This is a genomic window from Rhodopseudomonas sp. RCAM05734 (assembly GCF_052658035.1).
In genome coordinates this window covers 2,633,178-2,646,055 of record NZ_CP199742.1, presented here as the reverse complement: position 1 = coordinate 2,646,055, position 12,878 = coordinate 2,633,178, and the positions used below count along the sequence as shown (strand labels likewise).

Annotated in this window: 14 protein-coding genes; 10 read left to right on the top strand and 4 right to left on the bottom strand. The window is 64.4% G+C overall.

The genetic code is table 11. The annotated features are described in order from the left end of the window. Positions 1 to 28 precede the first annotated feature (28 nt). The 3 genes from ACUXVA_RS12470 to ACUXVA_RS12460 form a co-directional block, all read right to left on the bottom strand. Complete coding sequence (locus ACUXVA_RS12470; RefSeq protein ID WP_265080031.1) at positions 29 to 571, bottom strand: TadE/TadG family type IV pilus assembly protein; 543 nt, start codon at positions 569 to 571, stop codon at positions 29 to 31. Between the two features lie 142 nt (positions 572 to 713). Next, positions 714 to 1,211 carry a pilus assembly protein N-terminal domain-containing protein gene (locus ACUXVA_RS12465; protein ID WP_413776542.1) on the bottom strand — a complete coding sequence of 166 codons (498 nt, stop codon included), beginning with the start codon at positions 1,209 to 1,211 and terminating at the stop codon, positions 714 to 716. A 203-nt stretch (positions 1,212 to 1,414) separates the two neighbouring features. Then, positions 1,415 to 2,242, bottom strand: coding sequence for a sterol desaturase family protein (locus tag ACUXVA_RS12460; protein ID WP_445492429.1), 828 nt, complete (start codon positions 2,240 to 2,242; stop codon positions 1,415 to 1,417). Positions 2,243 to 2,518: 276 nt separating this feature from the next. Between ACUXVA_RS12460 and ACUXVA_RS12455 the strand changes: the two genes are divergently transcribed. The 10 genes from ACUXVA_RS12455 to ACUXVA_RS12410 all read left to right on the top strand — a co-directional run bounded on the left by ACUXVA_RS12455 (position 2,519) and on the right by ACUXVA_RS12410 (position 11,721). After that, a complete protein-coding gene (locus tag ACUXVA_RS12455; RefSeq protein WP_265080033.1) occupies positions 2,519 to 2,683 on the top strand; it encodes a Flp family type IVb pilin in 165 nt (54 codons plus the stop codon). A gap of 114 nt (positions 2,684 to 2,797) precedes the next feature. Then, positions 2,798 to 2,941: a hypothetical protein gene (locus ACUXVA_RS12450; protein WP_265080034.1), complete on the top strand. Its 144-nt coding sequence runs from the start codon at positions 2,798 to 2,800 to the stop codon at positions 2,939 to 2,941. Positions 2,942 to 3,026: 85 nt separating this feature from the next. Beyond that, positions 3,027 to 3,548 carry an A24 family peptidase gene (locus ACUXVA_RS12445; protein ID WP_265080035.1) on the top strand — a complete coding sequence of 174 codons (522 nt, stop codon included), beginning with the start codon at positions 3,027 to 3,029 and terminating at the stop codon, positions 3,546 to 3,548. A gap of 124 nt (positions 3,549 to 3,672) precedes the next feature. Further along, on the top strand, positions 3,673 to 4,467 hold the full coding sequence (cpaB, locus tag ACUXVA_RS12440) for a Flp pilus assembly protein CpaB (RefSeq protein WP_265080036.1): 795 nt from the start codon (positions 3,673 to 3,675) through the stop codon (positions 4,465 to 4,467). Between the two features lie 56 nt (positions 4,468 to 4,523). Further along, positions 4,524 to 5,936 (top strand): type II and III secretion system protein family protein, encoded by a 1,413-nt coding sequence (locus ACUXVA_RS12435; RefSeq protein WP_265083820.1) that lies wholly within the window; start codon positions 4,524 to 4,526, stop codon positions 5,934 to 5,936. Positions 5,937 to 5,952: 16 nt separating this feature from the next. Continuing rightward, positions 5,953 to 6,693, top strand: a complete 741-nt coding sequence (locus ACUXVA_RS12430) for a CpaD family pilus assembly protein (RefSeq protein WP_265080037.1) — start codon at positions 5,953 to 5,955, stop codon at positions 6,691 to 6,693. Next, on the top strand, positions 6,690 to 7,964 hold the full coding sequence (locus ACUXVA_RS12425; protein WP_265080038.1) for an AAA family ATPase: 1,275 nt from the start codon (positions 6,690 to 6,692) through the stop codon (positions 7,962 to 7,964). The genes ACUXVA_RS12430 and ACUXVA_RS12425 overlap by 4 nt, the downstream gene beginning before the upstream one ends. Positions 7,965 to 7,985: 21 nt before the next feature. Further along, a complete protein-coding gene (locus ACUXVA_RS12420; protein ID WP_265080039.1) occupies positions 7,986 to 9,464 on the top strand; it encodes a CpaF family protein in 1,479 nt (492 codons plus the stop codon). 10 nt (positions 9,465 to 9,474) lie between these two features. Next, positions 9,475 to 10,737, top strand: coding sequence for a type II secretion system F family protein (locus tag ACUXVA_RS12415; RefSeq protein ID WP_445492424.1), 1,263 nt, complete (start codon positions 9,475 to 9,477; stop codon positions 10,735 to 10,737). 9 nt (positions 10,738 to 10,746) lie between these two features. Beyond that, the gene (locus ACUXVA_RS12410) at positions 10,747 to 11,721 is read left to right on the top strand and encodes a type II secretion system F family protein (protein ID WP_445492422.1); all 975 of its coding nucleotides are present in this window, start codon (positions 10,747 to 10,749) and stop codon (positions 11,719 to 11,721) included. 158 nt (positions 11,722 to 11,879) lie between these two features. Here the strand turns inward: ACUXVA_RS12410 and ACUXVA_RS12405 are convergent, their stop codons facing one another. Continuing rightward, the gene (locus ACUXVA_RS12405) at positions 11,880 to 12,686 is read right to left on the bottom strand and encodes a tetratricopeptide repeat protein (protein WP_445492420.1); all 807 of its coding nucleotides are present in this window, start codon (positions 12,684 to 12,686) and stop codon (positions 11,880 to 11,882) included. Positions 12,687 to 12,878: the final 192 nt, after the last annotated feature.

Genomic DNA, 12,878 nt, shown 5'->3' with positions numbered 1-12,878 from the left:
CTTAAGATCCTGATCATGGCGTTCCCCGTCATTGCTGCCGCACCGCGGCCGTCGATGCCAGCAGGCGCTTGTTGTTCGCAGGGTTGCCGTTGAAGATATTGGCGATGTTGTAGCCGAGCTGCGTCACGATCAGCGGCCATTGATAGAAGGCGCGGGCGACGGTCGTCTCGTTGCTGCCCGGCGTCGGCAACTGATAGACGAAGTTCGGGGTATAGACCCCGCCGACGATCGGATCTTTGATGGTGAATGCCGTCCCTGCGGGATAGGACCTGACGTCGATGTCGACGTTCGCGCAGGTCATCAATACGGAAATGCGGTCGCACAGATACTGCTTGTAGTCCGCCTGTGTCTTGACCTGGCTGGTGAGGATCAGGCGCGCCGTGTCCTGGTTGCCGGTCTCCAGCACCTGCCCGGCGAAGAACACCAGCGAGGTCTCGATGATGGCGAAGATCAGCGCGAAGAAAATTGGCGCCACCAGCGCGAACTCGACCGCCGCGGAGCCATGCCTGTTGCGCCGGAAGCGGCGAAGGGATGCTGCGATGGCGGCCGGCGAAACGATAGGCAATAGCATCGGTCAAACCCTGGGCGGAGGATAATCTACCGGTCAGGCATAGCCGAAACAGATTGTGGAAGTGTTTCGTACGATCGGAACAGAATGACCCGGCGGATTAACCGCGCATTTACCATGATGCCCGATAGTCGCGCCCGACAGATCAGTTTTCCTTCGCGGCGGCGCCACCTGCCGAGGAGCTGAGTGAGCCAGCCTGCTCCAGGGTGGTCTTGAAATACTCATTGCCGTCACCAAGCGTGACCCGGCGCTCGCAGGCCGGCGCGCAGCTGTAGGATTCACGATTGACGCCACGATAGATGGTGACGACGTTGTCCGACGGACCTGCGACCTGGATGACCCGGTCCATCAGCACTTCGCCGCGGCGGTTCAAGGCGATGAGGTTTGTCGCGCCGTACCCCTTGCCGGTCACGACGACAACGCCGCCCGGTTGCAGCGACACATCGGCGATCATCGGATTGCCGATCACGACGGTGGCGATGAGAGCAGGAAACTTGACCAGCTTGGCTTGGTCGACCTTCACCTCGATGACATCGTCAGCCGTTGCAGCGACGCCTCCGGCGGAGACCAGCATAACTCCGGCCGCAATGGATAGGCCGATAAAAGACGCGCGCAGCTGTGTGCGCAAAAACTGAAACGACATTCTGTACTCCGGGACGATACAAGCCGGCAAAAGCAGATACGCAGCGGTGCCGGCGCCCGACATGGCAAATGTGCCGTTAATTGATGAAGGAACTGCAAACGATCAGCTGACGGGGCGGCTTGCCTGCCTTGCCTGCGAGCCTCTCCCTCCTCGCGAAGCTTCGCTGCGCGCGGGGAGAAGGAAGAAAGAAGGCGGCAGAACAGCTATTGCCGGAACGGATAAGCAAGCTGGCCGACGATTTCCGACGGCAGCGGCTCGCCATCGATGCCGTAGGTCTCCGGCAATTGGTCGGCGGGCATCCGGTAGGTGCCGAACAGGATGTCCCAGATCGGGAAGGTGCCGGCGAAGTTGGTATTGCCGCCCTCCTCCAGCGAGGTGTGGTGCCAGCGGTGGAACACCGGGGTCGCGATCACATATTTGAAGGGCCCGAGGCTCCAGTTGAGATTGGCGTGCACGAAGGCCGAATGGAACGTCGTGAACGGACCGACCCACAGCATGATGTTGGGCGAGATGCCGGCCATCAGCAGGATGACGTCCACCGCCACGGTGCCAAGGAACAGGTTGACCGGGTGAAAGCGCGCCGCCGAGATCCAGTCGATCTCCGTCGAGGAATGATGGATGGCGTGATACTTCCAGAACCCGCCGCCATGATACATGCGGTGAAACCAGTACAGCATGAAATCGGACGCGACGAGAAACAGCAGCGCCTGGACCCACAGCGGCAGCTCCGCCAGCGGACCGTGACCATTGTCGTAAAATGCAATCAATTCGTCGGCGCCGTGAATATTGAACACCGCCGCCGCACCGACCACCAGAAGCCCGATCCGCACCACACGGCAAATGACCGGCACGAAAAACCAGTAGCAGGTGTCGGTGACGATCTCGGTTTTGCGCCACCAGGGCTTGCCGGGATTGCAGGCCCAGAAGTGGGTCAGCACCGTAAAGGTCAGCGCCAGCACGATGGTGATCGGCACCACCTTGGCGATGGTCTGGCCGAGCATTTCAATGACTTCGAGGGGCAAGGTGGACATGATCGCCTCATGAGACCGCGGAGACCGAAGACCGCAGAGACCCACAGTTAGCGCAACGTGCTTAAGGAGCGATGAACCAGGCCAGAGACGCCAGGTACGCTGTCCCCTTAAGTGGTCGTTTACCCTGCTCTCGAACACGGAGATGCAGCCATGTTTACGCGATTGAATTAACTGCGCTGCAATTTCCCGACCCTATGGTGACGCCATGGTCACGGTGCTGAGAACGCCGGCGAGACCAACCTGAGTTCGACAGCCACGTGTCACATGGAGTGTATTATGAAGAATCTCGTTGCGCGTTTCGTGAAGGATGAATCCGGCGCCACCGCTATCGAATACGGCCTGATCGCAGCCGGCATTTCGCTGGCGATCATCGCGGTCGTTAACGGCCTCGGCACCAACCTGAACACCAAGTTCGGTTCGATCAACTCCTCGCTCAAGTAAGCGACGGCTGTGTCATCAAAGGCCCCGGTTACCGGGGCCTTTGTTGTTTGCAGGGACTGTCCGCAGACGGCGCGCGCAGTCCCGGCAAGGTTCCCTGAGCCAGGTTCCCTGTATATGAGTAAGCCAGCCTCCGACCGCGCCGCAGCGCGCCCTCTGCCCGAACGCGGGCGGGACGACGAATCCATCCGGCTGGTCTGCGGCGGGCTGGCGCTGGCCGTCGTGGTTCTGGCGCTGCGCATCGCCAACGTCTGGCCGTAACGCCGTTTCCCGATTGTTCATCTGTGCCGGCTAGACTCCTGCCGGCCCCCCGGGCAGATCGCCTGAAGCACGGGCTGGTGAAGCCATGATCATTGATATTGCGCGCCTGACGTTTTTTCCGGCCCTGATGGCTTTCGCTGCCGCCAGCGACCTCTTCACCATGACGATTTCCAACCGCGTGTCGCTGCTGCTGGTCGCCGGCTTTTTCGCGCTGGCGCTGTTCGGTGGCCTCGGCCTGCAGGATACCCTGTCCCACATCGGCGCCGGACTGACCGTGCTGGTGGTCGCCTTCGGCTGTTTCGCCATGGGCTGGGTCGGGGGCGGCGACGCCAAGGTGGCCGCAGCCGCCGGGCTGTGGTTCGGCTTCGGCCATCTGCTCGACTATCTGGTTTACGCCTCGCTGTTCGGCGGCGCCCTCACCCTGCTCATGCTGCAGTTCCGGGCCTGGCCGCTGCCCTATTCCCTGGGCGGCCAGAGCTGGCTGCTGCGGCTGCATCACAAGGACAGCGGCATTCCCTATGGCATCGCGCTCGCCCTCGGCGCGCTGATGATCTATCCGCAGACCGAGTGGATCAAGGCAATCGACCTGGCGCGCTTCGTCTACTGACGGCGGCAGAAAATACCGCTCGCGCGATTTAGATACGCCTCATTAACCATGCTTTGACGAATAGCTGGTCAACTCCCCATTACAGCGGCGCCCGCGTCGCAGCGTAATGTGGAAAGTGAAGCGTATGAATACCGCACGCATTGTGGTCCTGGCCATTGCCATCGGAGCCGGTGGCGTGGCGCTGTATCTCGCAAGCGGCGTCGACCAGCAGCCGCCGCCGCAGGCCGAACCGGTCGCACAGCTCCAGACCGTCGACGTTCTCGTCGCCAGATCCGATATCGCGCTCGGCCAGTCGCTGAACGCGGCCGACGTGCAATGGCAGAGCTGGCCGGCCTCCGCCGCCAGCGCCAACGTCATTCGCCGCACCGAACGTCCCGACGCCACCACCCAGATCGCCGGCGCGATCGCGCGTTCCCCGTTCATCGCGGGCGAGCCCATCCGCGAGCCCAAGCTGGTCCGCGCCAACGGCTCCGGATTCATGGCGGCGGTGCTGCCCGCCGGAATGCGCGCCGTCTCCACCGAAATCTCACCGGAAACCGGCGCCGGCGGCTTCATCCTGCCGAACGACCGCGTCGACGTGATCCTGTCCAAGCGCGACAAGAATCCCGATCGCGGCAGCAGCGGCGAGGTCGTCAATTCGGAGGTGATCCTCAGCAACGTGCGCGTGCTGGCCATCGACCAGGCTCCCAAGGAAAGAGACGGCCAGAACTCCGTGGTCGGCAAGACCGCGACGCTGGAGCTGAAGCCGGATCAGGCCGAGGTGCTGGCGCGGGCGCGCCAGAGCGGCACCCTGTCGCTGGCGCTGCGCGCGCTGGTCGACGCCAACGTGCCCGAAACTGCAACTGACGATCGCAACGGCAAGAGCGCCAGCGTCAACATCATTCGCTTCGGCGTTTCGACGACGACCACGACCAAGTGACCAAGAGGACGCAGGCGATGAGGCGCATGACAACCCGCGGATCGATCCAGACCTTGATGGTCCGCGCCCTGTCGTTCACGGCTGTGAGCGCGTTCACGCTCAACCCGGTGCTGACGCCGGTGTACGCAGCCGAGCTGCGCGCCGCGGCAGCGCTGTCGGGCGACGGACAGATGGGTGGCCGCTTTCTTGCGCTCGGCGTCGGCAAATCCATCGTCATCGACCTGCCGCGCGACATCAAGGATGTGCTGGTCGCCGACCCCAAGATCGCCAATGCCGTCGTGCGCTCGGCGCAGCGTGCCTACATCATCGGCGCCACCGTCGGACAGACCAATATCGTGTTTTTCGATGCCAGCGGCCAGCAGATGGCAGCCTATGACATCGCCGTCACCCGCGACATCAACGGTGCCCGTGCTGCGCTGAAGCAGGTGCTGCCCAATGCCGATATCCGTATCGAAGGCATCGGCGACGGCATCATGCTGACCGGCACGGTGGCAAGCCCGCAGGAGGCCCAGCAGGCCAGCGATATCGCCGCCCGGCTCGCGGGAGGGGCCGACAAGGTCGTCAACAGCATCACGGTGCGCGGTCGCGATCAGGTTCTGATCAAAGTCACCGTCGCCGAAGTCCAGCGCAACATCGTCAAGCAGATGGGCGTCGACCTGTCGGCGTCGCTGGGCTACGGCACCTCCGTGGTCAAGTTCAACAATACCACGCCGTTCACCGCACTCGGCCGCAACCTGGTCGACGGCAACAGCCTCGCTGCATCGTTCGGCTCGACGCCCTCAGTCACGGCGACGGTGAAGGCGATGGAGAACGCCGGCGTCATGCGCACGCTCGCCGAGCCGAGCCTGACCGCGATCTCCGGCGAAACCGCCAATTTCCTTGCCGGCGGCGAATTCCCGGTACCCGGCGGCAATACCTGCGATCCGACCACGCGCATCTGTACCACCCAGATCACCTTCAAGAAGTTCGGTATCTCGCTCGGCTTCACGCCGGTCGTGCTCAGCGAAGGTCGCATCAGCATGCGCGTCGCCACCGAAGTCTCCGAAGTGACCCAGGAAAATGCCGTGACCATCAGCGGCACGTCGATCCCGGCGATCAAGACCAACCGCGCGGACACCACGCTGGAAATTCCCTCCGGCGGCACCATGGTGATGGCCGGCCTGATCAAGCAGCAGACCAAGCAGAGCATCAGCGGCCTGCCCGGCATGTCGCAACTGCCGGTGCTCGGCGCACTGTTCCGCAGCCGCGACTACGTCAACAACAACACCGAGCTGATGATCATGGTGACGCCCTACGTGGTGCGCGCCGTGGCGCAGAAGGACCTGTCGCGTCCGGATGACGGCTTCGCCGATCCGTCCGATCCGCAGTCCGACCTGCTCGGCAACATCAATCGTATCTACGGCGCCCCGGGCCGCGTCGAAGCCGGAAACAAGAGCTATCGCGGCACCTACGGCTTCATCACGGACTGAGGCGGACGAGGAATTTATGACAACCACCCAGCCATTCCACAGCCCCGGCCGCCGCCTGCGTAGCGTGCTCGCGCTCGTCGGCGTCGCGATCGCTCTCGGCGCCTGCACCCACAAGGCCGAAGACATCACCGCCAGCGTTCCCACCGATTATCGGGCGCGGCATCCGATCGTGCTGCAGGAATCCAACCGCTTCGTCGAGATTTTCGTGGGCTCCGGGCGGGGCGGCCTGACCGCCGTGCAGCGCGCCGAAGTCATGGCCCTCGCCGGGACCTGGACGCAGACCGGCACCGGCGTCATCACCGCCGAAGTCCCCGTCAACGCGCCCAATGCCCGCGCCGCGGCGGACGCATATCGCGAGGTGCAGTCGCTGCTGGCAGCCGGCGGCGTGCCGCCGCGCGGCCTCGTGATGCGCAACTACCGCACCGAAAGCCCGCGCCAGTTCGCCACCATCCGGCTCAACTATCCGCGGATCGTTGCCGAGGCCGGACCTTGCGGCACGTGGCCGGAAGATCTCGGACCGTCGATCAAGAACAAGAGCTATTTCGAGAACAAGCCGTACTACAACCTCGGCTGCTCGCAGCAGCGCAACCTCGCTGCCATGGTCGCCAATCCGGAAGACCTGGTGCAGCCGCGCGCAGAGGCCGGCATCTACACCGGGCGGCGCACCTACGTTCTCGACAAGTATCGTCAGGGCCAGTCCACGGCGACGGCCAATCCCGATGCGGACAAAAACAAGATAAGTAATGTGGGCCAATGATTACCTACTCACGCCAACCGAGCGCAGAAGAACAGAGTGCCGCCCCGGCGCGTCCCGCCGAGGATGAACACATTGCGCCGGCACCCCGGGTGTCGGTGCAGGCGTTCTGCGAGACCGTGGAAACCGCAGCGGCCGTGCAGACCGCCGCAGAGGATCGCCGGCTGGCCAAGGCCCACATCAAGGTGCAGATGGGCGGCATGGCCGCCGCCACCGAAGCCTATCGCGCGGCACCGACGCCGAACGTCATCGTGCTGGAGACCGAACCGCGCACCGACATCCTCGCCGGTCTCGACCAGTTGGCATCGGTGTGCGACGCTGGCACACGGGTCGTGGTGATCGGCAAGGTCAACGACGTCACGCTGTACCGTGAGCTGGTTCGCCGCGGCGTCAGCGACTATGTCATTGCCCCCGTCGCAACCATCGACGTGGTGCGCTCGATCTGCGGGCTGTTTTCCGCGCCGGAAGCCAAGGCCGTCGGCCGCATCATCGCCGTGGTCGGCGCCAAGGGCGGCGTCGGCGCCTCCACCATCGCCCACAACGTCGCCTGGGCAATCGCCCGCGACCTGGCGCTGGATTCCGTGGTGGCAGACCTCGACCTCGCCTTTGGCACCGCCGGGCTCGACTACAATCAGGATCCGCCGCAGGGCATCGCCGACGCCGTGTTCTCGCCGGACCGCGTCGATACCGCCTTCATCGACCGCCTGTTGTCGAAGTGCACCGACCATCTCAGCCTGCTCGCCGCGCCGGCGACGCTGGAGCGCGTCTACGACTTCGGCGCCGACGCCTTCGACTCGATCTTCGACACCCTGCGCTCGACGATGCCCTGCATCGTCCTCGACGTGCCGCACCAGTGGTCCGGCTGGACCAAGCGGGCGCTGGTCGGCGCCGACGACATCCTGGTCGTCGCCTCGCCCGACCTCGCCAATCTGCGCAACACCAAGAACATGTACGACCTGCTCAAGGCGGCCCGGCCCAACGACCGCGCGCCGCTGTACTGCCTCAACCAGGTCGGCGTGCCGAAGCGGCCGGAAATCAGCGCGAGCGAATTCGCCAAGGCGATCGAGAGCGCGCCGATCGCAGCCATCCCGTTCGATCCGCAGATGTTCGGCTCGGCGGCCAACAACGGCCAGATGATCGCGGAAATCGCCGCCGGTCATCGCACCACCGAGATGTTCCTGCAGATCGCGCAGCGGCTGACCGGCCGGGGCGAAACCAAGAAGCCCAAGGGTTCGTTCCTGTCGCCTTTCCTCGAGAAGTTGCGGTCAAAGTAAGACACCGCCTGGAGCGTCGTCGTGTTCGGTAAGCGTAGCGGCACAGATACAGATCAACGGGCGCTGCAGCCCGCAAGCATCCCGCCGGGAAATTCGCCGGGCGGGATGGCCGTCACGTCACGCGCGCCGGAGGCACCGGCGCAACACGTGTCTTCGCCACCGCTGTCCCCGGCCCGCGCAGCGCCGCCTCCGCCTGCCCTGGATGGCCGTCGCTCCGACACCTACTACCAAGTCAAGGCAACGATCTTCGGCGCGCTGATCGAGGCCATCGATCTGGCCCAGCTCGCCAAGCTCGACGGCGAATCCGCGCGCGAGGAAATCCGCGACATCGTCAACGAGATCATCGCGATCAAGAACATCGTGATGTCGATCGCCGAGCAGGAGGAACTGCTCGACGACATCTGCAACGACGTGCTCGGCTATGGCCCGCTGGAGCCGCTGCTGTCGCGCGACGACATCTCCGACATCATGGTCAACGGCGCGGGCACGGTGTTCATCGAAGTCGCCGGCCGCATCCAGAAGACCGGCATCCGCTTCCGCGACAACCAGCAGCTGCTGAACATCTGCCAGCGCATCGTCAGCCAGGTCGGCCGCCGCGTCGACGAATCCTCGCCGATCTGCGACGCCCGCCTCGCCGACGGCAGCCGCGTCAACGCCATCGTGCCGCCGCTGGCGATCGACGGCCCCGCGCTCACGATTCGAAAGTTCAAGAAGGACAAGCTGACGCTCGACCAGCTGGTCAAGTTCGGCGCGATCTCGCCGGAAGGCGCCACCATCCTCCAGATCATCGGCCGCTGCCGCGCCAACGTGCTGATCTCCGGCGGTACCGGCTCCGGCAAGACCACCCTGCTGAACTGCCTGACGCAATATATCGACGACGACGAGCGTATCATCACCTGCGAGGACGCCGCCGAACTGCAGCTCCAGCAGCCGCATGTGGTGCGCCTGGAAACCCGCCCGCCGAACATCGAAGGCGAAGGCCAGGTCACCATGCGCGAACTGGTGCGCAACTGCCTGCGTATGCGCCCGGAACGCATCATCGTCGGCGAAGTCCGCGGACCCGAAGCCTTCGATCTGCTGCAGGCGATGAACACCGGCCATGACGGCTCGATGGGTACGCTGCACGCCAACAATCCGCGCGAGGCGCTGTCGCGTTGCGAATCCATGATCACCATGGGCGGCTTCTCGCTGCCGTCGCGCACCATCCGCGAGATGATCTGCGCCTCAATCGACGTCGTGGTGCAAGCCGCGCGCCTGCGCGACGGCTCGCGCCGCATCACCCACATCACCGAAGTCATGGGGATGGAAGGCGACACCATCATCACCCAGGACCTGTTCCTCTATGACATGGTCGGCGAGGACGCCAACGGCCACATCATCGGCCGCCACCGCTCCACCGGCATCGGCCGGCCGCGGTTCTGGGATCGGGCACGGTATTACGGCGAGGAAAAGCGATTGGCGGCAGCGCTTGACGCGGCTGAAATCATCGTGGCGAACTGAGGCAGCGACCATGAACATACAGGCGCTCGCACTGGCCTTTCTCGCTTTCACCGCGGTCGGCGGAGTCGCGTGGGTATTCATCTATCCGATGCTGTCCGGCGAGAAAAAGGCCGAGCAGCGCCGCGCCTCGGTGGCCCGGACCGCCCCGGTCGTGCGCCAGGTCGACAAGGCGCAGCGTACCCGCCGCGAGCAGGTCGAGGGGTCGCTGAAGGAAGTCGAGGCGCGTCGCCTGAAGGAAAAGAACGTAGCGCTGCCGATCCGTATCGCGCAGGCCGGGCTGGACTGGACGGCGCAGAAGTTCCTGGTGGTTTCCTGCATTCTGGGCGCCGTGGCCTTCGGCATTCCGATGTTTCTGGCACTCAATCCCGGGCTGACCTCCCCGGGCTATCTTCGCGAGACGGCTCTCGACGGGCCGGGCACGTCGCGGGCACTGGATCTCGGCTATGGAAAATCCATCGTGATCGAACTCCCGCGCGAGATCCGGAACGTGCAGGTCAGCGCACCGCAGGTTTTGAAAGTTCTCCGCCGCACCGAACAGAGCATCTTCGTGACAGGCCTGACCACGGGCGATGCCAGCATGGTGCTGCTCGACGACAAGGGACTGCAGATGGTGGCGTACAATGTCGCCGTCACCCGCGACCTCTTCAGCAGCCTGCTTGCCGCGCTCGGTCTCGGCTTTGCCGCCGGCTTCGGCCTGCCGCGCTGGGTGCTGAACTTTCTCAAGAAGCGCCGCGAGAAGAACTTCCTCAAGGCACTGCCTGACGCCGTCGACGTGATCGTGCGTGGCATCAAGGCTGGCCTGCCGCTGTTCGATTCCATCAAGGTGGTGGCCGCCGACGCACCCGAGCCGCTGAGGAGCGAGTTCTACGCCATCATCGAGACCCAGGCCATCGGCATGCCGCTTGGCGAGGCCTGCGCCCGCATGTACGAGCGGATGCCGGTGCCGGAAGCCAACTTCTTCGGCATCGTCGTCGCTATCCAGCAGAAATCAGGCGGTAACCTGTCGGAAGCGCTCGGCAACCTGTCGAAGGTGCTGCGCGACCGCAAGAAGATGGCCGAGAAGATCCAGGCGATGTCGATGGAAGCCAAGGCATCGGCGGCCATCATCGGTTCGCTGCCGCCGATCGTCATGCTGCTGGTCTATCTGAGCACGCCCGACTACATCTCGCTGCTGTGGACCCATCCGACCGGCCGGCTGATGCTGGCCGCCAGCGCGGTATGGATGTCGTGCGGCATTTTCGTGATGAAGAAAATGATCAACTTCGACTTCTGACGGTGCAACATGATTGATTACCTGGTCACGAAGCTTCACGATGTCCGCTTCCTGACGATGTTGATGGCCGCCGTCGCCGCGAGCGCGACGGCCTGGAGTTTGATCACGCCGCTGCTGGCCGGCGACGGCCTGGCCAAGCGCATGAAGGCGGTGGCTTCCGAGCGCGAACGTATCCGCGCGCGCGAACGCGACCGGCTCACCAAGAACGAGCGGGTGTCGCTGCGGCAATCGCCGAAGCAACTGGTGTCGCGGGTCGTCACCGACTTCAACCTCGGAAAATGGCTGGCCCAGGAGGCTGCCCTCGACAAGCTGGTGATGGCCGGCTATCGCGGCCAGGCGCCTTACGTCACGTTCCTGTTCTTTCGCGCGGTGATGCCGATCGCGTTGCTGGTCCTGGCGGTGCTCTATGTATTCGTGATCTCGCAGATGCAGCAGTCGCTGCCGATCAAGATCGGCATGTGCATCGCCGCGGCCTGGCTCGGCATGCAGGCCCCGATGATCTTCCTCAAGAACGCCATCTCCAAGCGCCGGCTGTCGATCCGGCGGGCATTTCCCGATGCGCTCGATCTGCTGTTGATCTGCGTCGAATCCGGCATGTCGATCGAGACCGCATTTCGCAAGGTCAGCATCGAGATCGGCTCGCAGTCGATCGCGCTGGCCGAGGAGTTCACCCTCACCACCGCCGAACTGTCGTACCTGCCGGATCGCAAGGTGGCCTATGAAAACCTAGCAAAGCGCACCGGCCTCGAAGGCGTCAAGTCGGTCTGCCTGGCGCTGATGCAGTCGGAACGTTACGGCACCCCGCTCGGCCAGAGCCTGCGCGTGATGGCCCAGGAAAACCGCGACATGCGCATGAACGAGGCCGAAAAGAAGGCCGCCGCATTGCCGCCGAAGCTGACTGTGCCGATGATCCTGTTCTTCCTGCCGGTGCTGTTCGTGGTCATTCTCGGACCGACCGGCATCAAGGTCGCCGCGATGCAGTAAGCTTTCGTTGCTTGCTCCAAACTACGCCGTCATCCTGAAGCGCCGTCGCTCTTGCGACGGCCTCGAAGAATGGCCCGCAAGCGCCGTAGCATGTCGCCGCATCCTTCGAGGCTCGCCGAAGACGGCGAGCACCTCAGGATGACGGCTTTGGAGAATGCTTATGACCGCCCGCGCGCGTCGTCACGGCCGGCGGCGCCGACCTTGGGGCTGCCCTTGCCGCTGAGCATCTGCTTGAGATAGGCGACATTGGCTGCGGCCTCATCGGCCGGCAGATCGGCCTTGACGATGCTTTCGGCCTCGCTGAAGCGGCCCTGCAGCCCGACCACCAGCCCGAGATTTTGCCGCACGCGCGGATCGGCGTTGCCGCCGCCATAGGCGCGGCGCAGCGTCGACTCGGCCTGCGGCAGATCCTTCGACAGCATGTAGGACAGGCCGAGATTGGACAGGACCGACGGCTCCTCCGGGCGCATCTTCAGCGCGCTGTCATAATAGCGGCGCGCCTCGTCATGGCGACCCATCTGGTCGAGCACGGCGCCCTGGACCGAGAGGATCCGCCAGTCCGGATTGGCGGGCGTGTGCGCGGCAGCCAGCACGTCAAAGGCGCGCTGGAAATTGCCGTTGTCGGCGAGTGCACGGCCATAACCGGCGAGCAGCTGCTTGTTGCCGGGATTGGCGATGGTGGCCTGTTCGAACACCGCGACCGCCTGGGCGCGCTGTCCGGCGGTGCGCAGCGCCTGGCCGTAGCGCAGCGCCGCGTCGGCGTCCTTGGGATTGCTGCGGTAACGCTCGCCGTAGGCATCGATGGACGCGCGGGGATCGACGTCCGGCCGCGCTTCGGCCCTGGCGCCGAGCGAGCCGGTGATATCGGGCATGCCGGCGGTCTGGCAGCCGGCCAGTCCAACAGCCAACACCGCGATCGCGGCGGCAGAGGCGAGAAGCCGGGCAATACTGGACGTTGGACGCATGAACGTGAACTCGTGCTGCGCGCTGGACAAACGCGGAATGGCTTCAGAAATAGAGTGTTAACCCTAATGGCCGGTTAACCGGCCGGCCGGAACCTGGCCGCCTGAGACAATGCGCAATCTCGCCGCCGGCCTCTGACATTTCCGGCCGTCATGGGGTAAGCCTGTGGGGCGTCCCCGCTGCTGCCTTCCGCG